Origin of the sequence: Streptomyces sparsogenes, from assembly GCF_001704635.1 — a bacterium.
Classification (GTDB): Bacteria; Actinomycetota; Actinomycetes; order Streptomycetales; family Streptomycetaceae; genus Streptomyces; species Streptomyces sparsogenes.
This window is the reverse complement of the sequence record NZ_MAXF01000061.1, coordinates 41,107-62,590: the sequence shown is the minus strand read 5'-3', so window position 1 is coordinate 62,590 and position 21,484 is coordinate 41,107. Positions and strand designations below refer to the sequence as shown.

At 71.9% G+C, this 21,484-nt stretch carries 19 protein-coding genes and 2 tRNA genes; 4 read left to right on the top strand and 17 right to left on the bottom strand.

Annotation, left to right across the window (positions count from 1 at the left end):
* Positions 1-30 precede the first annotated feature (30 nt).
* The 5 genes from BBH68_RS13415 to BBH68_RS13400 form a co-directional block, all read right to left on the bottom strand.
* Complete coding sequence (locus BBH68_RS13415) at positions 31-1,428, bottom strand: class E sortase (RefSeq protein WP_425428813.1); 1,398 nt, start codon at positions 1,426-1,428, stop codon at positions 31-33.
* Between the two features lie 554 nt (positions 1,429-1,982).
* On the bottom strand, positions 1,983-2,633 hold the full coding sequence (locus BBH68_RS13410) for an aminodeoxychorismate/anthranilate synthase component II (RefSeq protein WP_065962055.1): 651 nt from the start codon (positions 2,631-2,633) through the stop codon (positions 1,983-1,985).
* Positions 2,630-2,806: a hypothetical protein gene (locus BBH68_RS41945; RefSeq protein WP_014177986.1), complete on the bottom strand. Its 177-nt coding sequence runs from the start codon at positions 2,804-2,806 to the stop codon at positions 2,630-2,632. The genes BBH68_RS13410 and BBH68_RS41945 overlap by 4 nt, the downstream gene beginning before the upstream one ends.
* A gap of 80 nt (positions 2,807-2,886) precedes the next feature.
* Positions 2,887-3,570: a class E sortase gene (locus BBH68_RS13405; protein WP_065962053.1), complete on the bottom strand. Its 684-nt coding sequence runs from the start codon at positions 3,568-3,570 to the stop codon at positions 2,887-2,889.
* 68 nt (positions 3,571-3,638) lie between these two features.
* Positions 3,639-4,406: a DUF881 domain-containing protein gene (locus tag BBH68_RS13400; protein WP_065962050.1), complete on the bottom strand. Its 768-nt coding sequence runs from the start codon at positions 4,404-4,406 to the stop codon at positions 3,639-3,641.
* A 145-nt stretch (positions 4,407-4,551) separates the two neighbouring features.
* Here BBH68_RS13400 and crgA point away from each other — a divergent pair, with 145 nt between their 5' ends.
* Complete coding sequence (gene crgA, locus BBH68_RS13395; RefSeq protein ID WP_065962048.1) at positions 4,552-4,809, top strand: cell division protein CrgA; 258 nt, start codon at positions 4,552-4,554, stop codon at positions 4,807-4,809.
* A gap of 282 nt (positions 4,810-5,091) precedes the next feature.
* Here crgA and BBH68_RS13390 read toward each other — a convergent pair whose 3' ends face one another.
* Positions 5,092-5,979: a rhomboid family intramembrane serine protease gene (locus tag BBH68_RS13390; RefSeq protein WP_065962046.1), complete on the bottom strand. Its 888-nt coding sequence runs from the start codon at positions 5,977-5,979 to the stop codon at positions 5,092-5,094.
* A gap of 100 nt (positions 5,980-6,079) precedes the next feature.
* Positions 6,080-6,613, bottom strand: a complete 534-nt coding sequence (locus BBH68_RS13385) for a peptidylprolyl isomerase (protein WP_065962045.1) — start codon at positions 6,611-6,613, stop codon at positions 6,080-6,082.
* 312 nt (positions 6,614-6,925) lie between these two features.
* Here BBH68_RS13385 and BBH68_RS13380 point away from each other — a divergent pair, with 312 nt between their 5' ends.
* Positions 6,926-7,621 (top strand): DUF5324 family protein, encoded by a 696-nt coding sequence (locus tag BBH68_RS13380; protein ID WP_065962040.1) that lies wholly within the window; start codon positions 6,926-6,928, stop codon positions 7,619-7,621.
* Between the two features lie 97 nt (positions 7,622-7,718).
* On the opposite strand, the gene BBH68_RS13375 is transcribed toward BBH68_RS13380, so the two are convergent.
* Together BBH68_RS13375 and BBH68_RS13370 are read right to left on the bottom strand one after the other, a co-directional pair.
* On the bottom strand, positions 7,719-8,864 hold the full coding sequence (locus BBH68_RS13375; protein ID WP_065962038.1) for a response regulator: 1,146 nt from the start codon (positions 8,862-8,864) through the stop codon (positions 7,719-7,721).
* A 220-nt stretch (positions 8,865-9,084) separates the two neighbouring features.
* Positions 9,085-9,157 (bottom strand) — tRNA-Ala (locus BBH68_RS13370).
* Positions 9,158-9,274: 117 nt separating this feature from the next.
* On the opposite strand from BBH68_RS13370, the gene BBH68_RS13365 reads away from it, so the two are divergent.
* Together BBH68_RS13365 and BBH68_RS13360 are read left to right on the top strand one after the other, a co-directional pair.
* On the top strand, positions 9,275-9,820 hold the full coding sequence (locus BBH68_RS13365) for a helix-turn-helix domain-containing protein (RefSeq protein ID WP_065962037.1): 546 nt from the start codon (positions 9,275-9,277) through the stop codon (positions 9,818-9,820).
* A 48-nt stretch (positions 9,821-9,868) separates the two neighbouring features.
* Positions 9,869-11,677, top strand: coding sequence for a serine/threonine-protein kinase (locus BBH68_RS13360; protein WP_065962035.1), 1,809 nt, complete (start codon positions 9,869-9,871; stop codon positions 11,675-11,677).
* A 186-nt stretch (positions 11,678-11,863) separates the two neighbouring features.
* Here BBH68_RS13360 and BBH68_RS13355 read toward each other — a convergent pair whose 3' ends face one another.
* The 8 genes from BBH68_RS13355 to recF form a co-directional block, all read right to left on the bottom strand.
* Positions 11,864-13,255, bottom strand: a complete 1,392-nt coding sequence (locus BBH68_RS13355; protein WP_065962034.1) for a hypothetical protein — start codon at positions 13,253-13,255, stop codon at positions 11,864-11,866.
* A gap of 180 nt (positions 13,256-13,435) precedes the next feature.
* The gene (locus BBH68_RS42740; RefSeq protein ID WP_003958712.1) at positions 13,436-13,570 is read right to left on the bottom strand and encodes a DLW-39 family protein; all 135 of its coding nucleotides are present in this window, start codon (positions 13,568-13,570) and stop codon (positions 13,436-13,438) included.
* Between the two features lie 199 nt (positions 13,571-13,769).
* Positions 13,770-13,843 (bottom strand) — tRNA-Ile (locus tag BBH68_RS13350).
* A gap of 61 nt (positions 13,844-13,904) precedes the next feature.
* On the bottom strand, positions 13,905-14,492 hold the full coding sequence (locus tag BBH68_RS13345) for a DUF3566 domain-containing protein (RefSeq protein WP_065962032.1): 588 nt from the start codon (positions 14,490-14,492) through the stop codon (positions 13,905-13,907).
* Positions 14,493-14,639: 147 nt separating this feature from the next.
* Entirely contained in the window at positions 14,640-17,249 is a 2,610-nt protein-coding gene (gene gyrA / locus BBH68_RS13340) for a DNA gyrase subunit A (protein WP_065962031.1), read from the bottom strand.
* Positions 17,250-17,291: 42 nt separating this feature from the next.
* A complete protein-coding gene (gene gyrB / locus BBH68_RS13335) occupies positions 17,292-19,340 on the bottom strand; it encodes a DNA topoisomerase (ATP-hydrolyzing) subunit B (protein WP_065962028.1) in 2,049 nt (682 codons plus the stop codon).
* A 338-nt stretch (positions 19,341-19,678) separates the two neighbouring features.
* On the bottom strand, positions 19,679-20,221 hold the full coding sequence (locus BBH68_RS13330; protein ID WP_065962026.1) for a DciA family protein: 543 nt from the start codon (positions 20,219-20,221) through the stop codon (positions 19,679-19,681).
* A complete protein-coding gene (gene recF, locus BBH68_RS13325) occupies positions 20,218-21,447 on the bottom strand; it encodes a DNA replication/repair protein RecF (protein WP_065962024.1) in 1,230 nt (409 codons plus the stop codon). The genes BBH68_RS13330 and recF overlap by 4 nt, the downstream gene beginning before the upstream one ends.
* Positions 21,448-21,484: the final 37 nt, after the last annotated feature.

Below are 21,484 nucleotides of genomic sequence, written 5' to 3'. Positions count from 1 at the left end.
CGTCTGCCCGGTCTTCCCGGCCGTGCTCGCTCACTGGACCAACGCGTCCGGCTTGCCCTCGTTCCGCGGACGCTCGTCGACCATCTTCCCCCAGACGATCATGCGGTACTTGCTGGTGAACTCGGGGGTGCAGGTCGTCAGGGTGATGTAGCGGCCCGGCTTCGTGAAGCCGGAGCCGGGCGGCACCGGGCCGATCACGCCGGTGTTCGAGGGCGAGGTCTGCGGCAGGATGCTGGTCATCTCGTACGTGAAGAACGCGTTCTGCGTCTCCACGACGATCTTGTCGCCGGGCTTGAGGTGATTGATGTACCGGAACGGCTCACCATGGGTGTTCCGGTGCCCGGCCAGCGCGAAGTTGCCCTTCTTGTCCCAGGGCATGGCGGTCTTCAGCTTGCCCTTGCCATAGTGGCCGACCATGCCGTGGTCGAGGACGTCCTGCTTGCTGATCCCCTCGGCGATCGGGGCCTTGACGTCCAGCTTGGGGATGTACAGGATCGCGAACCCCTCGCCGGGCGAGAAGGTGCCCGGATCGCGCTTCCCGCCGTCCCGGTCCCACTTCTTCTGGAGGCTGTTGGCGGCGCCGTTCGCCTGCTGATGGGCCCGGATGTTCGTCCACCACAGCTGGTAGGTCACGAAGAGCAGCATCAGCACGCCGACGGTGATGAACAGCTCGCCGACGACGCGGCTCACGATCACGGCCGGGCTGTCCTTGCGCGCCCGGGCGGCGCGCTTGGCCTCCATACGGGTGCGGGGCGCGGCCGTGGCCGTCCGCGCTCCGCTCCCGGCCGCGGTGGCGTCTTCCGCACCGCCGTCCGCCCCGCCGCGGGCGGCCCGTCTGCCGCCGCGTCTGGCCGCCGCCTGCGCGGCGCGTCTGCGGGCGGCCCGGCCCCCCGTCGGCGGCCCCTGCGGGTCGGCCGCGCCGCCCGCCCCGCCCCCGCCCGGGCCGCTCCCGGCCGGCCTTCTCCGGTCCGTACCGATGCCGTCCGTAGCGATGCGGCCCGTACCGGCCCGCGTCCCGGCGGGGTCCGCCACGACCTTGCGGAGCAGCACCGTGCTGTCGTCGCCCGCCGGGGCGGCGGGAGCGGGCCGGGGGACCGGCTCGGCCCGGACCGCCCGCAGCGCCACGGTCTCGTCGTCCCTCGCCGCCCGCCGGCCGCCGGCCGGCCCGGCCCCAGGCACGGGCCCAGCCATAGGCCCCGCCGGAGCCCCCGCCGCCGGGCCTCCGGCCGCGGGCACCGGCGGCAGGACGGCCGTCGCCTCCGGATCGGCGGGCCCGGCGGACACCGGCGGCAGGACCGCCGTCGCGTCCGGGTCCGCGGGCCCGGCGGGCACCGGCGGCAGGACGGCCGTCGCCTCCGGATCGGCGGGCCCGGCGGACACCGGCGGCAGGACCGCCGTCGCGTCCGGGTCCGCGGGCCCGGCGGGCACCGGCGGCAGGACGGCCGTCGCCTCCGGATCGGCGGGCCCGGCGGACACCGGCGGCAGGACCGCCGTCGCGTCCGGGTCCGCGGGCACGGCGGGTGGCGCGGGGGGTCGGCGGTGGCGGGCCCGGGAGGGGCCGTCAGAGGGCCGCTCGGAGGCCGAGGCGGCCCCGCGTCCGGAGGCCGCCCTCCGTCCCGCCACAGGCCCGGCGGCGGGCTTTCCCGCGGCCCTGGGCGCGGGACCCGCCGTGGGCCGGCTCAGGGGCCGGGGCATCGTCCCTGGGGCAGGCCCTGGCGTGGGCCCTGTCATCGGCCCCGTCATGGGCCCCGTGGTCGGCCCGGCGCCGGGTCGCGCCGGGGGCCCGGTCACGATCCCCGGGGTGAGCCCGGGCGCGGGCCTGGGCAGCGGATCGGTCAGCGGGTCGTCCAGCCGCTCCACGGCCGCCGCGAACGCGTCCGTCTCCCCCTGAGCGTCGTGCGGCTCTCGTGGCCCGTACGACGCGTAGGGGTCGGGCTCCTGGGCGCCTGGGGCCGCGCCCTCGCGCTCGGGGCGCAGTGCGGTCACTCGCCGGCCTTGCCGCCGACCGCCCCCACCACGGGGGCCAGGCCCGCCGACCGCCCCACCGCCCCCGCGTCGCCGCACTCCTCCAGCCAGTTGGCGAGCATGCGGTGGCCCCACTCGGTGAGCACCGACTCGGGGTGGAACTGCACGCCCTCGACCGGCAGCCGGCGGTGGCGCAGCCCCATCGCGATGCCCGTGTCCGTCCAGGCCGTGATCTCCAACTCGTCCGGGACGGTCTCCCGTTCGACGGCCAGCGAGTGGTAGCGGGTGGCGGTGAAGGGCGACGGCAGGCCCTTGAAGACCCCGGCGCCCTCGTGCGTGACGAGCGAGGTCTTGCCGTGCAGCAGCTCGGGGGCGCGCCCGACGACCCCTCCGTACGCCACGGCCATGGACTGCATCCCCAGGCAGACGCCGAAGACGGGCACACCGGTGCTCGCGCAGTGCCGCACCATGTCGACACAGACCCCGGCCTCTTCGGGGGTGCCGGGGCCCGGGGAGAGCAGGACGCCGTCGAAGCCGTCCTGGGCGTGGCCGAGGGCCACCTCGTCGTTGCGCAGCACCTCGCACTCGGCGCCGAGCTGGTAGAGGTACTGGACCAGGTTGAAGACGAAGCTGTCGTAGTTGTCGACGACCAGGACGCGCGCGCTCACCGGGGGCCCGCCATCCCCTCGTCGACCGTCACGTCGCCGAACGGCAGCAGCGGCTCCGCCCACGGGAAGACGTACTGGAAGAGCACGAAGACGATCGCCAGCACCAGCACGAGCGAAATCAGCGCCCGCACCCATGCGTTACCCGGCAGATGCCGCCAGATCCAGCCGTACATGCCATCCCTACTCACGACGGACTACGACGAAGAAGTCGATTGCAGCACCAGAGTAAGGGGCCGGGACCTGCCCGGGTGGGTCAGCCGGGCAAAGCTTCCGGCTTGCCCTCGGTCACCGGACGGGTGGCGTCCAGGTGTGCCCACGCGATCAGCCGGTGGCTGTGCCCCCACTCCGGCTCACAGGTCGTGAGGGTCAGATAGCGGCCCGGTCCCCGGAACCCGGAGGCGCGCGGCACCGGGTCGATGACGCCGACGTCGGTGGGCAGGGTGCGGTAGGGCGGCCTGTCGATGCGGTACGTGTACCAGGTGGTGCCGTCGGTCACCACCACGGCGTCGCCGGGGCGCAGCCGGGGGAAGTCCTTGAAGGGGTCGCCGTAGGTGCGGCGGTGCCCGGCGACGGCGAAGTTGCCCCGGGCGCCGGGGCGGGCGGTGCTCGGATAGTGGCCCAGGCCCTTCTTCAGGGTGCCGGCCGCGGTGCCCTGGAGGACCGGCTTGACCCAGTCGGCGCCGAAGCGCGGGATGTACATGAGGGCGAAGGGCTCGCCGTCCCGGTACGGCTCCGGTTCGGCCTCCCGCCGCGGCGCCGCGGCCCCGGCGACGGGCCCGGTCGCCCACCGGTCCCGCAGCCGGTCGATCTCCCCGTCCATCGCGCGGTCGGCGCGCACTCCGGTCCAGTACAGGACATAGACGACGAAGAGGACGATCAGGGTGCCGACGGTCAGGCACACCTCGCTGAGCGTTCTGACGACCAGTCGCACCCTCATCGGCCGCACTCCTGTCCGCCTTCACCGCGTTCACCGCGTTCCTGGGGCCCCCTTCCCGGGGGCCCGCCTCACCGGGGCTGGGCGTAGTGCAGGTCCACTGTGCCGGAGTAGCCGGGAAGAGTCACGCTGTCGTGCTGGGCGACTTTCCAGCCGAGCCCGTACGCCTCGACGTAGCTGCGGTAGTTCTCGATGGCGGGGGACGCGGCCAGCGCGGCGCGCAGCTTTCCCCGGTCGCCGACGGCGGTGATCGTGTACGGCGGGGAGTAGACCTGGCCCTGGAGGATCAGGGTGTTGCCGACGCAGCGCACCGCGCTGGTGGAGATCAGCCGCTGGTCCATGACCTTGATCCCCCGGGCGCCGCCCTGCCACAGCGCGTTCACCACGGCTTGGAGGTCCTGCTGGTGGATGACGAGGTCGTTGGGCTGCGGGTCGGGCACGTCGGGGATCTTCGCCGTCGCGTTCGGCGGGGCGTCGGTGAGGGTGACGGTGAGCCCCGTGCCCGTGAGCTTCTCGGTGCCCGCGGCCCGCTCCAGCGCCGCGAGCTCGCGGCGCTCGGCGTCGGTGGCGCCGTTGTCCCGGCGGGCGAGGGCGTCGACCCGCGAGCGCAGCTGGGCGGCGCTGTTGTCGAGGTCGCGGTTCTTGCGGCTGCGCTCCTGTATGAGGTCGGACAGCCGCAGCATCGATTCGTCGCTGCGGATGTTGGTGCCCTGGGCGGTGTCGAAGCTGGTCCAGAAGATCAGCCCGGCGAGCGCGAAGACCCCGGCGGTCAGCAGCCGGACGGGGCGGAAGGAGGGGCGTCGAGGGCCCGGGGCGGGGGTGCCGGCGGAATTGCTCAACGTACCCTTACTCCTTACGACGCCGCGGAAGGACTACGCTAACTGACGCCCCGAGGGAAGGGCGTGGTCCCCCGTCCCCGTCCCGACCGGCGCCGTCCGTACCCATCCAGCGCGGTCACGCAGCGCATCGACAGGAGAGTTCCTCGTGCCGAAGTCACGGATCCGCAAGAAGGACGACTTCACGCCGCCGCCGGCGAAGCAGGCCGCCAACATCAGCCTGAGCAGCGGCCGCGGGTGGGTGGCGCCGTTGATGCTGGCCATGTTCCTGATCGGTCTCGCCTGGATCGTGATGTTCTATGTGACCACCGGCGACATGCCGGTCAAGTCGCTGGGCAACTGGAACATCGTGGTCGGCTTCGGCTTCATCGCCGCCGGGTTCGTGGTCTCCACTCAGTGGAAGTAGGATCGGCTCTCCGGCTTTCGCCGCCCGATCGTCCACACCCCGGTCGTCCACAGAGTTATCCACAGCCGGGGAAAACTCAGAAGATCTGTGGATAACTTCCGCCGCATTGACGCCGGTGTGATCGGCCGAGCACATCCGTTCGACCGTTCACACCCGCTCCTGCCTGCGAGAACGCGGATGAGCTCGGAGCCGCACTGATGTTCTCCACAGTTTGCACAAGATCGGCCACTCGCTGTGGACAACTGCACTGTAGATATTCCACCGGGACGGCACGGCCGACGGTCAGCCGGTGAGCTGCACCGTCCGCATCCACACCAGCGCGACGATCACCAGCAGCGCCAGCGCGCAGGTGCCCTGCTGGACCAGCGCGCGCCGCTCCCGCGGCGCGTGGACCATCCCGTACGCCACCACGGTGCCGACGACCAGCCCGCCCACATGGGCCTGCCAGGCGATATTGGCCCAGGTGAAGGTGAAGAGCAGATTCAGCACCAGCAGCGCGATGACCGGCCGCATGTCGTAGTTGAGGCGGCGCATCAGGACCGCCGTCGCGCCGAGCAGGCCGAAGATCGCCCCGGAGGCGCCCAGCGAGGGCTGGTTCTGCGCGGCGAGCAGATACGACAGCGCGCTGCCGCCGAGCCCCGACAGCAGATACAGCGTGAGATAGCGGGCCCGGCCGAGCGCCGCCTCCAGCGGTCCGCCGAGCCACCACAGCGACAGCATGTTGAACGCGATGTGGATGGGCTGCTGGTGCAGGAAGACCGCGGTGAGCAGCCGGTACCACTGCCCCTCGGCGACCCCCACCAGGCTGGTGGTGCCCGGGTCGTACGCCCGGCCCACCAGATCGAGGGCGTTGACGAACCGGTCACCCAGGGCGAGCGCCACGAACCACACGGCCACGTTGACGCCGATGAGGATCTTGGTGACCAGCCGCGGATCGGCGGTGAGCGCACCGCCCGCTATCGTGCGCGGCCGCGCCGACCGCACCGGGTGCCCGGCCGGGGCGGGGCCGCCGGAAGGGCCGGGCGCGCCGCCGCGCACGCACTCAGGGCACTGGAAACCGACCGAGGCGCTGATCATGCACTCCGGGCAGATCGGCCGCTCGCAGCGGACGCAGCTTATGCCGGTCTCCCGCTGCGGGTGCCGGTAGCAGCAGACCGCCTGGTCCTCCATCGTCTCCCCTTGCCCTGCACTCCATGCTCGCACCGGGCTCCGCGTGCCCGCCTGCCTGCCGTCAAGACGGACAGGCGGGGCGCGGAGTTCCCGTACGGGCTCAGCCCTCGCGGGTCTCCACGACGACCGACTCGATGACGACGTCGTTGAGCGGGCGGTCGGTGCGCGGGTTGGTCGACGTGCCCGCGATCGCGTCGACGACCTTCTTGCTGGCCTCGTCGGCGACCTCGCCGAAGATGGTGTGCTTGCCGGTCAGCCACGCGGTCGGCGCGACGGTGATGAAGAACTGCGAGCCGTTGGTGCCCGGGCCGGCGTTGGCCATGGCCAGCAGGTACGGCTTGTTGAACGCCAGGTCCGGGTGGAACTCGTCGGCGAACTCGTAGCCCGGGCCACCGGTGCCGTTCCCCAGCGGGTCACCGCCCTGGATCATGAAGCCGCTGATCACGCGGTGGAAGACGGTGCCGTCGTACAGCTTCTCCTTGGCCCGCTTGCCGGTCGCCGGGTGGGTCCACTCGCGGGTGCCCTCGGCGAGCTCCACGAAGTTCTTGACCGTCTTCGGCGCGTGGTTCGGCAGCAGCCGGACCACGATGTCGCCGTTGTTCGTCTTCAGGGTGGCGTAGAGCTGCTCAGCCACGATCTACCTTCCATAGTTCTCAGTGCGGTCCCCCGATCCTCGCACGGACGCCCTGACGACGCGTACCCGCCGAAGCCGTGCGCGGCACCGCGATTCATGCCGCCGCGTGCGGGAACCCGTATGTGCCCCGGATGCCCGGCCGCGCGTGCCCGGTGTCCTGCGAACGGGCATGATCTTCACAAACAGGTATGAACTTCCATGAGATGGATAGACGAAACTGCGCATATTAAGGACGGAACACCCTACAGAACAGCCTCAGGACAGACCCAACCCCTCAGGACCCGTAGCACCGCCAGCGAGGAGGAGGATCCCGTGACCCGCATGGACAGCGTGCGAGCCGCGACCGGCACCGCCAAGGGCAGCGTCCTGCACGCAGCGGAGGCGGTGGCGCCTTACGCCGGCACGGCCAAGGACGCCGCCGCGCGCTACGCGCACACGGCCCGCGTACGGCTGGCGCCGAAGGTTTCGCACGCCGCACACCAGGCCTGCCACACCGCGGGCAGCCAATACCACGCGCACATCGCGCCACGGCTCACCAAAGCCCGCCGCACCCTGCCCCGAGGGGTCGACGCCGCCGCCACCCGGGCCGCCCTCAGCACCCGCAAGGCGGCCCGCCAGGCCGCCCGGTACACCGCGCCGCGCATCGAGCACGCGGTGGCCGCCGCCGGGCCGGTGCGCGAGGAGGCCGTCACCCGCAGCGCCGCGGCCCTCGCCGCCCTGCGCGTGCACGTGACCGCGGAGGACATCAACAAGCTCGCCAGGCGGCGCCGCCGCAGGACGCGCACCGGCCGCATCGCCAAGCGCGCCACCTTCGTCGGCATCGTGGGCGCCGGTGTCTTCACCGCGTGGAAGTGGTGGGACAAGCAGGCCAACCCCGACTGGCTGGTCGAGCCCCCGGCGGCGACCGAGGTGAGCGAGCGCGAGCCGCTGACCGCGGTGGACGGCAGCGACCAGTCCGCCCTGGACCCGGAGGCGCAGGCCAAGCAGACGGACGAGAAGGAGCGCTGAGCCCGGCCGGGTCGCAGCCGAGCACCCGGGCCCCGACCCTGGCCCCGGCCCCGGCCCTCGCAGCGGCCCTCGCCGCGCACCGCCCGCCGCCGCCCGATCAGTGGGCGGCGGCGCGCTCGCTGTACCGGCGCCTCTCCAGGAAGATCTCGGTGAACACCGAGACCTTGGCACGCAGCGCCCAGGGGTCGAACGGCTTGGCGATGTAGTCCACCGCACCGGCCGCGTACCCCCGGGAGGAGTGCTCGGGATCGGCGCCCATCGCGGTCAGGAAGATGATCGGGATGTCCCGGTTGCGCGGCCGCCGCTGGATGTGCGCCGCCGTCTCGTAGCCGTCCATCTCCGGCATCTGCACATCCAGCAGGATCACCGCGAAGTCGTCGTGGTCGAGCAGCGCCTTGAGGGCCTCCTGCCCGGAGGACGCGGTCACCAGCTCCTGGTCCAGCGTGGCCAGCACGGCCTCCATGGCCAGCAGGTTGTTCGGCTGGTCGTCGACCACGAGGATCTTGGGACGGGGCCCCGAGCAGGGCTTGGACATCGCGGGCCCGACGGGTGCGTCGGGCACCTCCTCCGGCTCCCGAGCCGTGTCCGGGCGCTGGGACTCCACCATCGCCAGCTGCCGCTCCAGCATCTGGCAGCGGTCCTCCGCCAGCATGCCGCGCAGCCGCACATCCTCCAGCTCCTCCGTGAGGCGCTTCACCTCACGCCGGAGCATGTCCCGCTCCTTGACCAGCTCCGCGTGATCGGGCAGGCCCAGCTCCAGCGCGTCCGCCCGGGTGCGCTCCGTCACCCACGCGCCTTCCATCTGGCTCAGCCGAACCTCGAGATCGGCGATGCGATGCTGCCGGTCGAGCAGCGCCTCACCGAGCGCGTCCTCCTTCACGCTGGACGCCCGGGCCTCCCGGTCGGCGTCCGCCAGCTGGTGCTGGAGGATCTCCATGGCGTGACCGGGCGACCCACTCGTGTGCACCGCCGCCCGGTGCAGCTCCCGCACCAGCTCGATCGCGGCCGGGGTCGCCGCGCTGCCCCGCCGCTCGGCGAGATCGGTGAACAGGTCCTGCACGAATTCCCACGGCGGGATGCGCGTCCCGCTCAGATAGCGCGAGAACGTGCCCGGATCGCGATGCCTGCGCGCCGCGTATCTGCGCACCGACACATCGAGCCCCTTGAACAGGTCCCGCAGCGCCAAGGCGAAATCCCGGCATTCCTGGCTCAGACCATCACCCAATGGCCGCAGCTCACGCATCTTGTCTCCCTGCGCGGCGGACCGCGCCGACCACCCGATTCCCGGGCCGTTTGCCCGAGTTGAGCCCAGCGTGGGGCATCGACCGGGTGTTGCGCAGGACAAGGGCGAGAGCGGCAACATCGGGCAACACCCGGGAGGACAATGCCCCGCGCCGGCTCCGCCGCGGCAAGCACAAAACACCGGCCAGGGCACCTTCCGATGTCCTGACCGGTGACGACAGTGGAGCCTAGGAGAGTCGAACTCCTGACATCCGCCATGCAAAGACGGCGCTCTACCAACTGAGCTAAGGCCCCGTCGCCGATCAGGATACCTGCTCGCGGCCGCCTTTCCCGACCGGGTATCGCTCGCGCGTACCGCCCTCCGTAGGATGCCACGCAAGATTCGCTGCAGCGAAGCGAAGGGGAGAGCGAATGGACGCAGCACAGCAGGATGCCACCGCCCGCGCACGGGAGCTGCAGCGCAGCTGGTACGGGGAACCGCTGGGGGCGCTCTTCCGCCGTCTCATCGACGACCTCGGCCTCAACCAGGCCCGCCTCGCCGCCGTCCTCGGTCTGTCCGCGCCGATGCTCTCGCAGCTGATGAGCGGCCAGCGCGCGAAGATCGGCAACCCGGCCGTCGTCCAGCGGGTGCAGGCCCTGCAGGAGCTGTCGAGCCAGGCGGCGGACGGCCGGGTCAGCGCCGCCGAGGCGGCCGAGCGCATGGAGGAGATCAAGAAGTCCGCGGGGGGCTCCGTGCTGAACACCACCCAGACCACCGCCAGCACCGGCGCCCCGACCGTGCGGCGCGTGGTCCGCGAGATCCAGTCGCTGCTGCGCTCGGTCTCCGCCGCCGGCGACATCATCGACGCCGCCGACACCCTCGCCCCCACCCACCCGGAGCTGGCGGAGTTCCTCCGGGTGTACGGCGCCGGGCGGACCGCCGAGGCGGTCGCCCACTACGAGGCGCACCAGAGCTGACGGGCCGAAGGACTGCTGACGAGCCGATGAGGGGGCGGGGGCCGCGCGATGGGTGAGATCTTCGCGGGCCGGTACGAGCTGGTCGACCCGATCGGACGCGGCGGCGTGGGCGCCGTATGGCGCGTCTGGGACCACCGGCGCCGCCGGTACGTCGCGGCGAAGGTGCTCCAGCAGCGCGACGCGCACACCTTGCTGCGCTTCGTGCGGGAGCAGGCGCTGCGCATCGACCACCCCTATGTGCTGGCACCGGCGAGCTGGGCCGCGGACGACGACAAGGTCCTGTTCACCATGGACCTGGTGGGCGGCGGCTCGCTGGCCCACCTCATCGGCGACTACGGTCCGCTGCCGCCGCGCTATGTGTGCACGCTGCTGGACCAGTTGCTCTCCGGCCTGGCGGCGGTGCACGCGGAAAACGTGGTGCACCGCGACATCAAGCCCGCGAACATCCTGCTGGAGGCCACCGGGACCGGCCGGCCGCATGTGCGGCTGGGAGATTTCGGTATCGCGCTGACCAAGGGGGAGCCCCGGCTCACCGAGGCCAACTTCGTGATGGGGACGCCCGGTTACTTCGCGCCCGAGCAGATGATGGGCGAGGAGCCGGACTTCCCCGCGGACCTCTTCGCGGTCGGGCTGGTGGCGCTGTATCTGCTCAGCGGCCACAAGCCGGACGCGGACGCCTTGGTCAAGCTCTTCGAGCAGGGCGTGCCGCACGCGCCGGAAGGGGTGCCTGAGCCGCTGTGGCAGGTGATAGCGAATCTGCTGCAGCCCGATCCCGAGGACCGGTTCCGCTCGGCCACGGGGGCGCGCAAGGCGCTTCTCGCGGCCGCGGAGCTGCTGCCCGAGCCCGGCATCGACGACGAGGTCATCGAGGTCTTCGACCATCTCGGGCCGCTCCCCGAGGGTTTCGGCCCCGAGGGGCCCCTCCGGACGGCCCGACAGGCCGACCCGGACACGGGCACGGTCGCGGCGGGCATGGTCGCGGGCACGGGCACGGGCACGGGCGCCGTCACGAGCGCTGACGAGGGCGGGAGCACGGGCGGGGACACCGGCGGGGGCGCGAACCGCCGGCACGGCGCCGCCACGCCCCCACCCCCGTTTCCCCAGACGCCGATGACGCCAGGGCCGTCCGAACCACAACCGTCCGTATCGCAGCCGTCGCAGCCACAGCCCGGGCAGCCACAGTCCTCGCAGTCGCAGCCGTCGCAGCCGTCGCACCCGTCGCAGCCGTCGCAGCCGTCGATGTCGGACACCGGCAGCTTCCAACTGCCCCCGCCCCAGCCCCAGACGCCGCACACCGGGATCCCGCCGCAGCCACCGACCCCACCGCCACCGACCCCACCGCCGCACACCCCACCACCACACACCCCACCCCCGCCCGCCGCGCAGCCGCACACCGGCCAGCACACGACCGGACAGCACCCGGCGGCCCAGCACTCGGCGGCCCAGCACCCGGCGGGGCAGCCCCAGGCCCCGTACGCCCCGCTCACCCCACACACCCCGTACTCCGGGGTCCCGCAGCCGCAGACCCCTCGCCCCGGGCCCGCGCAGCCCCCACCGCCCCCGAGCCCCGTACCGCCCGCACAGCCGCCGCAGACCCCGCTCGATCCGCGCCGGCCAGGACCCCAGCCCTCGCATACGCATACGCATACGCCCACCCCCACTCCCGCCACGGCTCCCGCTCCGGCGGTCCGGCCCGAATACCCTCCTACTCGTCCATACACCGCTCCCCAGCCGCAGGTTCCACTCGCCGGGCCCGAGCGGCGTCCCGGCCCGTCCCGGAAGGCGGCGATCGCGATCCTCATCGCCGCCGCCGTCTGCTTCGCGGTGGGCACCTGGGCGCTGCTGGCCGCCGGCTGACCGACCGGGCCGGCCGAGCAGGCGAGCTACCGGGCCGGCCGAGCGGGGCCGACCAGGCGGGCACCCCGGGGCGGCAGCTTCAGGCGGGCGCAGCCGACCGGTTCGCCCTGCAGCCGGGCGAGAAGCTGACCGACCGGCCCCCGCCGGGCCACCGGGCGGCGGCCGCGCCGCGCTACGGGGGCCGGGCTACCGGGCGGGCGGCGGCGGGCCCGGCCGCCGGTGCCTGCCCGGGCCGGGGGTCCCTGCCGCGGCCACCGGGGCGCGGCGCCGGGCCACCAGCGTCCACCCCCCGAGCCCGATCAGCAGCAGCGCGCCGGCCGCGTAGCTGGCGTAGGCCACCAGCCGCAGCCGGTCCTCACTCCTGCCGGCGGGCACCGCCATGGCGTCGTCCCCGGTGGCCGGCGCCCGGGCGGCCTCCCGCTTGTCGGCGGCCGTCAGGCCGAAGCCCGCCCGGACCGCGTCCCCGTCGTACGTGGGCCCGGCCGCCGGGTCGCCCGAGACCCGCACCCGCAGGGTGAGCGGCACCGCGCCCTTGAAGAACCGTGTGACCTCCGGGTTCACCGTGACCGCGAGGTAGTACCAGCCCGAGAAGCTCATGGTGCGCACCGAGTACTCGGCCCGCGCGGTGCGGTTGCCGTACGCCACGGGGGCGGTGTCCAGTTCGGCCCGGGCCTTCCGGCCGTCGTAGGCGGCGAAGGAGGTCTTTTTGGTCAGGCCGCGCGCCGGGTTGAACGCCCGCATCCCGAGGGCGTCGTTCACCCCGGCCCCCTCTCCGGTCTTCGAGGCGGGGAGTTCGGCAATGGCGTTCAGCCGCTGTCCCCAGTCGACCGGCACCCGGTAGAAGTGGGTCTCTCCCGGCTTTATCTGATCCGCCCACACCCCTGTGGACAGGGGGCGGGCGTCGTTGAATCCCGTGCCGCCCTGCCGCCACCGCGCCTGGCCCTCGGGCGGTTCGGGCGCGGGCGTGCGCCAACTCCCCTCCGGCGCCTGGCCCCTGTCGCCGCCCTTCACCGGCGGCTCCACCATCAGCCGGAGTTCCAGCGGCCAGCGGCCGGGGTCCTGGGAGCCGGTCCCGCGCTCCACCGTGACGACGTACCGGCCCGCCTTGCGGCAGGAGGCCACCGAGCCCGGTTCGGCCAGGCGTGCGGCGTAGTCGGCGAGCGGGTAGGCCACGCCGCTCGCCTCGATCTTCCGGTCGGAGCTGCCGCAGGTGGCGCCGTCGGGGCTCTCCAGCGTCACCTTGAGGCCGTCGCGGTACGAGGCGACGCCCGCCCCCGGCCGGGGTGCCGCGACGGCCGAGACGTACGCCGAGGAGGTGGCGTCCAGCCGGACCTCGTAGTGCCGCTTCTGGCCCGCCGCGATGCTGTCGACGTAGCCGAACCCCGGCTTCAGCGGCGGGGCTCCCTGAGCGTCGCTCGTGCCCTCGATTGAGGTCCCCTGGGCCCGATACGGCCGGGCCCCGGCGGCCCCGTCCACGGGCGCGGCCCAGGCCTGACCGGCCGGCCACGGCGCCGTGGCCACCGCGCACAGCGCCGCCACCGCGGCGAGGCCGGTCCTGACCGTGCTGCGGTCGTTCATCGCGGGTCACTCCTCGTCGTACCGGCCGTACGGCCCGTTCAACTTTGCTTATGCAAGCTTTTCATTCGCAAGAGTGAATAAAACGGCCGGCGGTCGCCGCGTTTCCCGCGACGGCCGCCAGTAAAGCCGACAGGGCCCCGACCGCTCCAGCGATCGGGGCCCTGTACGGAGCTGTTGGTCTCACACACCCGAACCTGCGGGCACGGAGTCGGTCGCCTCCGTCCACAGATCCTGCTCGGCGCGATCCGCCTGGATCTGGCGGTACACGAGGAGCCCGCCGATGGCGGCCAGTGCGACCAGGAGAAGCTTCTTCACCGCGCTACCTCGTCTCTTTCCTTGACGTAGGGGACCTCTGGCGCCCGATGATACACACCGGCCGATACCGATCGGTGACCTATGCCCGGCATGGGCCGAACGACGGCCGGTCCCAACTGACCGGGCGCATTTACGGAATCGGCGCGGACGGAATCGGCCCGGAGGGAGAGGTGATCTCCGTCCGGGCCGATCGCGCCGGTGGGGCTAACAGGACTTGAACCTGTGGCCTCTTCCTTATCAGGGAAGCGCTCTAACCGTCTGAGCTATAGCCCCGCGCTGCACCGAAAGATTAGCGCACGACCAGCCCTGTCCCAAAATCGGTAACGGACGGCCGCTACTCGTCCTCGGCGAGCGTGACCTCCACACCGCCGACGAAGCCCGCCGACAGGTTGTAGATGAAGGCCCCCAGGGTGGCCAGGGCCGTCGCCAGCACCACGTTGATCGCGGCGATGACCCCGGTGAAGACCAGCACCCGCGGCAGCGACAGGAACGACTCCAGATCGAAGCCGCTGCCCTTCTTCGACTCCGTGGCCTCGCTGATCGTGCCGCCCACGGCGCTGAAGACGCCCATCCCGTCCATGACCATCCACAGCACCGCCGCGGCGACCACGGTGCAGATGCCGAGCGCGATCGCGAGCAGGAAGCTGACCTTCATCACCGACCACGGGTCCACCCGGGAGACCCGCAGCCGCGCCTTGCGGGTGCGCGGAGCCGAGCGGGCGCCCGCCTCCGGGCGCGGGCGGCGCGCCGCCGTCTGCTTCTGCCCGGAGGCGCCCCGCGCGGCCCCGCCGCCGCTCGGCGGCGCATAGGCCTGCGGCGGGTGGTACGGCTGCGCGGGCTGCTGCTGGGACGGCCGCTCACCGGGCAGCGGACTCCCGGTGTAGCCCTCGTAGGGCGGCTGCGGCTGCCTGATGTCCGTCACGGTTCCCCCATGGGAGTCGGCGGCGGAGTCACGGGCGCCTCCCGAAGCGGATGATCCGCTCCCGGCGGACGCGGTTCCCGGCACCGGCCGCTTGCCGGCACCTGCTCCGCCGCCGCCCGCCGCGGCACCCGTGGCTCCACTCACGACTTACTCCTCGGTCTCGTCGGCCGGGGACGGTGTGCCCCCGGCCGCCTCGGACGCGGCCCCCTCGGCTGCCTCGCTCCCGGTCTCGGACTCGTCCTCGACCTCTTCAGCCTCACGACCGGCCTCGGCGTTCCGGGCGATGCCGACGACGGCATCGCGCTTGCCCAGGTTGATCAGTTGGACGCCCATGGTGTCACGGCCCGTCTCCCTGACCTCGCTCACACGAGTACGGATCACGCCACCGCTGAGCGTGATGGCAAGGATCTCATCACTCTCCTCGACCACCAGCGCACCGACCAGCGAACCGCGGTCCTCCACGATCTTGGCGGCCTTGATGCCGAGGCCGCCACGGCCCTGGACGCGGTACTCGTCGACGTTCGACCGCTTCGCGTACCCGCCGTCGGTGGCGGTGAACACGAACGTACCGGGCCGGACGACATTCATCGAGAGGAGCTCGTCCCCCTCGCGGAAGCTCATGCCCTTCACGCCCGAGGTCGCCCGCCCCATGGGCCGCAGCGACTCGTCCGTGGCCGTGAACCTGATCGACTGTGCCTTCTTGCTGATCAGCAGCAGATCGTCGTCGGCCGAAACCAGCTCGGCTCCGATCAGCTCGTCCTCCCGGCCGTCCTCCGTCTCCCGGAGGTTGATGGCGATCACACCACCCGACCGCGGCGAGTCGTAGTCCTTGAGCGGGGTCTTCTTCACCAGGCCCGACTTCGTGGCCAGCACCAGATACGGCGCCGCCTCGTAGTCCCGGATCGCCAGGATCTGCGCGATCTGCTCGTCCGGCTGGAACGCCAGCAGGTTCGCGACGTGCTGGCCGCGCGCCTCCCGGCCCGCGTCCGGCAGCTCGTACGCCTTCGCCCGGTAGACCCGGCCCTTGTTGGTGAAGAACAGCAGCCAGTGGTGGGTGGTCGAGACGAAGAAGTGGTCGACGATGTCGTCCTGCTTGAGCTTCGTGCCGCGCACGCCCTTGCCGCCGCGCTTCTGCGAGCGGTAGTCCTCGGTCTTCGTCCGCTTCACATAGCCGCCACGGGTGATCGTGACGACGATGTCCTCCTCGGCGATCAGGTCCTCGATGGACATGTCCCCGTCGAAGGGGATCAGCTTGGTGCGCCGGTCGTCGCCGTACTTCTCGACGATCGCGGTCAGCTCCTCGCTGATGATCTGCCGCTGCCGCTCGGGCGAGGCCAGGATCGCGGTGTACTCGTTGATCTTGGCCTGCAGCTCGTCGTGCTCCTGGATGATCTTCTGACGCTCCAGGGCGGCCAGCCGCCGCAGCTGCATCTCCAGGATCGCGTTCGCCTGGATCTCGTCGATCGTCAGCAGGTCCATCAGGCCGCCGCGCGCCGTCTCGACCGTGTCACTGCGCCGGATCAGCGCGATGACCTCGTCGATCGCGTCCAGCGCCTTGAGCAGACCGCGCAGGATGTGGGCCCGCTCCTCCGCCTTGCGCAGCCGGAAGCGCGTCCGCCGGACGATGACCTCGATCTGGTGCGTGACCCAGTTGCGGATGAAGGCGTCCAGCGAGAGGGTGCGCGGCACCCCGTCGACCAGCGCCAGCATGTTCGCGCCGAAGTTGGTCTGCAGATCGGTGTGCTTGTAGAGGTTGTTGAGGACAACCTTGGCGACCGCGTCCCGCTTCAACACGATGACCAGACGCTGGCCCGTACGCGAGGACGTCTCGTCGCGGACGTCCGCGATGCCGCCGATCCTGGCCTCCTTCACCAGGTCGGCGATCTTCTGTGCCAGGTTGTCCGGGTTGACCTGGTACGGCAGCTCGGTGACCACCAGGCACTGCCGGCCCTGGATCTCCTCGACCTCCACGACCGCGCGCATCGTGATCGAGCCACGGCCGGTGCGGTACGCCTCCTCGATGCCCTTGCGGCCGACGACCAGGGCACCGGTCGGGAAGTCCGGGCCCTTGATCCGGTCGATCAGCGCGTCGAGCAGCTCCTCCGACGTGGCCTCCGGGTTCGCCAGGAACCACTGGGCGCCCTCGGCCACCTCGCGGAGGTTGTGCGGCGGGATGTTGGTGGCCATGCCCACCGCGATCCCCGCCGAGCCGTTGATCAGCAGGTTCGGGAAGCGGGACGGCAGGACCGTCGGCTCCTGGTTGCGTCCGTCGTAGTTGTCCTGGAAATCGACGGTCTCCTCGTCGATGTCCCGGAGCATCTCCATGGACAGCGGGGCCATCTTGCACTCGGTGTAGCGCATGGCCGCGGCGGGGTCGTTGCCCGGGGAGCCGAAGTTGCCGTTGGAGTCGACCAGCGGCATCCGCATCGACCACGACTGGGCCAGCCGCACCAGGGCGTCATAGATGGACGAGTCGCCGTGCGGGTGGTAGGTGCCCATCACGTCGCCGACGACGCGCGCGCACTTGTAGAAGCCCTTCTCGGGGCGGTACCCGCCGTCGTACATCGCGTACAGCACGCGCCGGTGCACCGGCTTGAGGCCGTCCCGGACGTCGGGCAGCGCGCGGCTCACGATCACGCTCATCGCGTAGTCGAGGTACGAGCGCTGCATCTCCGTCTCGAGGCCCACCGGCTCGACGCGGAGGGCGGCCCCCTGGGCGGTGTCTTCGGGCGTGTTCGGGGTGTTCTCGTCGGCCATTGCTGGTCAAGTCCTTCTGTCGTCTGCGGCTGCTCGGCCGACTCAGATGTCGAGGAAGCGGACGTCCTTGGCGTTGCGCTGGATGAACGAGCGCCGGGCCTCGACGTCCTCACCCATCAGGACCGAGAACAGGTCGTCGGCCTGCGCCGCGTCGTCCAGGGTGACCTGGCCCAGGACGCGGTGATCGACGTCCATGGTGGTCACCCGCAGCTCCTCGGCGTTCATCTCGCCCAGGCCCTTGAAGCGCTGGACCGAGTCCTCCTTGATGCGCTTGCCCTGCTCACGGCCGGCCTGGATCAGCGCGTCCCGCTCGCGGTCCGAGTACGCGTACTCGAAGTCGTCCCGGCCCCACTTGATCTTGTACAGCGGCGGGCGGGACAGGAAGACATGGCCCGCCTCGACCAGCGGACGCATGAAGCGGAAGAGGAAGGTGAGCAGCAGGGTGTTGATGTGCTGACCGTCGACGTCGGCGTCCGCCATCAGAATGATCTTGTGGTAGCGGAGCTTGCTGATGTCGAAGTCCTCGTGCACACCGGTGCCGAACGCCGAGATCAGCGCCTGGACCTCGTTGTTCTGGAGGATCTTGTCGACCCGGGCCTTCTCGACATTGAGGATCTTGCCTCGGATGGGCAGGATCGCCTGGTACTGCGGGTTCCGGCCGGCCTTGGCCGAGCCGCCGGCGGAGTCACCCTCGACGATGAAGATCTCGCACTTGGCCGGGTCGTTGGACTGGCAGTCCGCCAGCTTGCCCGGCAGCGAGGCGGTCTCCAGCAGCCCCTTGCGGCGGGTCAGGTCGCGCGCCTTGCGCGCCGCCACCCGGGCCGTCGCCGCCTGGATGGACTTGCGGACGATGTCCGCCGCCTCGTTGGGGTTGCGGTCCAGCCAGTCGGCCAGATGCTCATGGACGATCTTCTGGACGAAGGTCTTCGCCTCCGTGTTGCCCAGCTTCGTCTTCGTCTGGCCCTCGAACTGCGGCTCGCCGAGCTTGACCGAGATGATCGCGGTCAGGCCCTCGCGGATGTCCTCACCGGTGAGGTTGTCGTCCTTCTCCCGGAGCAGCTTCTTGTCCCGCGCGTACTTGTTGATCAGGTACGTCAGCGCGGCGCGGAAGCCCTCCTCGTGGGTACCGCCCTCATGGGTGTGGATGGTGTTCGCGAAGCTGTAGACACCCTCGGTGTACTGGGTGTTCCACTGCATCGCGATCTCCACCGAGAGCATCCGCTCCCTGTCCTCGGCCTCGAAGCCGATGACCGTGGGGTGGACCAGCTCCCCCTTGCGGGAGTTCAGGTACTTCACGAAGTCGACGATGCCGCCCTCGTAGCAGTACGAGACGGAGAGCGGATTGCCCTCCTCGTCCACATGGGCCGCGCGCTCGTCCTTCAGCGAGATGGTCAGGCCCTTGTTCAGGAACGCCATCTCCTGGAAGCGCCGCGACAGCGTCTCGAAGGAGTACTCGGTCGTCTCGAAGACGTCCGGGTCGGCCCAGAAGGTGACCGTCGTACCGGTCTCCGAGACCGGCTCGTTCTTCGCCAGCGGCGCGGTCGGGGCGCCCAGCTTGTAGTCCTGGGTCCAGCGGTAGCCGTCCCGCTTGACCTCGACCGCGACCTTCGACGACAGCGCGTTGACCACGGAGACGCCGACGCCGTGCAGACCGCCGGAGACGGCGTAACCCCCGCCTCCGAACTTGCCGCCCGCGTGCAGCACGGTCAGCACGACCTCGATGGCCGGCTTCTTCTCCACCGGGTGGAGGTCGACCGGGATACCGCGGCCGTTGTCGACCACGCGGACCCCGCCATCGGCCAGGATCGTCACCTCGATGGTGTCCGCGTGACCGGCCAGGGCCTCGTCCACGGAGTTGTCCACCACCTCGTACACGAGGTGGTGGAGGCCGCGCTCGCCGGTGGAACCGATGTACATACCGGGTCGCTTGCGGACCGCGTCCAGGCCCTCCAGGACGGTGATCGCACTGGCGTCGTACGACGGCGGGGCCAGGGCCTCCGCGCCGTCCTCGGACGGGATCTCGGACTCGGACGGGATGTTCTCGTTGGGGTTGCCGGAATCGGCCACGAAGCGCCCTTTCTGGCACAGCACGAGCCGACTCCGGGGCAAGCGGGAGCGGCTGCGTCGTTCAACATGTTTCCGCGAGCGCTCGGTGCGCAAGCGGCGACGGTGTACGGCCCCAGTCTACCGGTAGCACCGACAAGAATGGGGGCTTGCCGGTGCCTGAGTACGCATGTGCCGCCCTGAACCGGTCGCCGCCGACTCCCCATATCTGGGGACGGGGTCCAAGAGGCTCACGCCGCCACTCAGCGCTTCGGGCCGTCAACCACCGGCAACCATGACGGGCACCCCGTACGCCACCCCGTTCACGAACGTCACCCACCGCCCCCGGGGCCGGTCCGGCCGGGGGGGCGCACGCGCGGTCCGCGTCAGCCGTAGGTGTCCCCCGGGCCCCTGCTGCCGGGGGCGCGCAGCGGACCGTAGCGGCGGGCCGGGCCGCCCGGGCCCAGCACCTTGATCAGCTTGACCGTGCCCTGGCCCAGGTCCGCGTTGAGCCGGGCCACCAGCTGCGGGGCCAGCAGCCTCAGCTGGGTCGCCCACGCCGTCGAGTCGCACCGCACCGTCAGCACCCGCGCGTCCTCGTCGTACCGCTGCGGCTCGCAGTGCTGCGCCACCTCCGGCCCCACCATCTGCGGCCAGCGGCCCATGACCCCGCCGACGGCGGCCGGGGTCTCCCAGCCCCGCTCGGTGATCAGCCGGCTGATCGCGGCACCGAGCGGAAGCGGATCGCGTCCATCGGCGCGCGCTCCGGAGCGCAAGCCCCCTCGACGCGCCTGCTTCTTCTGCTGCGCCGCCGCGCCCCGGGCGCGCGCCTGTTCCTTGGCGGCGCGCAGCGCCACGCGCGCCAGATCGACCCCCGAGGGCTCCGCGGGGGTGGTCGGCCGGGCGGGCCGTGCGGGCTGCTCGGTCACAGGGGCCGCACCTCCCCGTGGGACACCGCGTAGCGAGCGCCCGCCAGCACCCCGGGTACGTCGTCCTCCACGGCCGCCGTCACCAGCACCTGCTCCCCAGGCGCGACCAGCTCGGCCAGCCGCTCCCGGCGCCGCTCGTCGAGCTCCGCGAAGACATCGTCGAGCACCAGCACCGGCTCACCCGCCCTTCGGCCCCCGCCCTGCCCACCGGCCCCAGCGGCGCCGGCCTCGGCTGTCCCGGCCGACGGGCTGCCGGTGCCCCACGCGACGTCGGCGCGCAGCAGGTCGTACGAGGCCAGGCGCAGGGCCAGCGCGTACGACCAGGACTCGCCATGGCTCGCGTACCCCTTCGCCGGAAGCTGCCCGAGCCGGAGCACCAGGTCGTCGCGGTGCGGGCCGACCAGGGTGACCCCGCGCTCGATCTCCTGTCTGCGGGCGGCGGCGAGCGCGGCCGAGAGCTGCTCGTACAGCTCCTCCCGGGTGCCCGCGGCCGCCAGGCCCTCGCCGACGGAGCTGCGGTAGTCGAATCCCACCGGCCCACCGCCGGGCGCCAGTTGCTCGTACGCCTTGTCGGTCAGCGGCTGCAGGGCGGAGATCAGATCGAGGCGCTGGGCGAGCAACTCGGCACCGGCCCGCGCCAGGTGCTGGTCCCATACGTCGAGGGTGGACAGCGCCGCCTCGCCGCCGGAGCCGCGGCCGCCGCCGTGGCGCCGCGCCATCGCGGCGGTCTTGAGCAGGGTGTTGCGCTGCTTGAGCACCCGCTCGTAGTCGGAGCGGACCCCGGCCATCCGCGGTGAGCGGGCGGTGATCAGCTCGTCCAGGAACCGGCGGCGCTCGCCCGGATCCCCCTTGACCAGGGCCAGGTCCTCGGGCGCGAACAGCACCGTGCGCAGGATGCCCAGCACATCACGCGGCCTGACCTGAGAGGACCTGTTGATTCTGGCCCGGTTGGCCTTGCCGGGGTTCAGCTCGAGCTCGACCAGCTGCTGCCGGTCGCCCTCGGCGATGGCGGCCCGCACGATCGCCCGGTCCGCGCCCATCCGCACCAGCGGGGCGTCGGAGGAGACACGGTGACTGCCGAGCGTGGCCACATAGCCGATGGCCTCGACGAGGTTGGTCTTCCCCTGGCCGTTGGGGCCCACGAACGCCGTGACGCCCGGGCCGAGGGCGACCTCCGCCCGGGCGTACGAGCGGAAGTCGGCGAGCGACAGATGCGTGACATGCATGGTGGCGCGCCGACCTCCCCCGGCGGCTCCCTCGCGG

Bases quoted from the DNA above. Each gene is read 5' to 3' on its own strand.
- BBH68_RS41945 (WP_014177986.1), bottom strand. From the start codon at position 2,806: ATGTACGGCTGGATCTGGCGGCATCTGCCGGGTAACGCATGGGTGCGG.
- BBH68_RS13375 (WP_065962038.1), bottom strand. From the start codon at position 8,864: ATGCGTGAGCTGCGGCCATTGGGTGATGGTCTGAGCCAGGAATGCCGG.
- BBH68_RS13360 (WP_065962035.1), top strand. From the start codon at position 9,869: ATGGGTGAGATCTTCGCGGGCCGGTACGAGCTGGTCGACCCGATCGGA.
- gyrA (WP_065962031.1), bottom strand. From the start codon at position 17,249: ATGGCCGACGAGAACACCCCGAACACGCCCGAAGACACCGCCCAGGGG.
- BBH68_RS13405 (WP_065962053.1), bottom strand. From the start codon at position 3,570: ATGAGGGTGCGACTGGTCGTCAGAACGCTCAGCGAGGTGTGCCTGACC.
- BBH68_RS13365 (WP_065962037.1), top strand. From the start codon at position 9,275: ATGGACGCAGCACAGCAGGATGCCACCGCCCGCGCACGGGAGCTGCAG.
- BBH68_RS13355 (WP_065962034.1), bottom strand. From the start codon at position 13,255: ATGAACGACCGCAGCACGGTCAGGACCGGCCTCGCCGCGGTGGCGGCG.
- BBH68_RS13390 (WP_065962046.1), bottom strand. From the start codon at position 5,979: ATGGAGGACCAGGCGGTCTGCTGCTACCGGCACCCGCAGCGGGAGACC.
- recF (WP_065962024.1), bottom strand. From the start codon at position 21,447: ATGCATGTCACGCATCTGTCGCTCGCCGACTTCCGCTCGTACGCCCGG.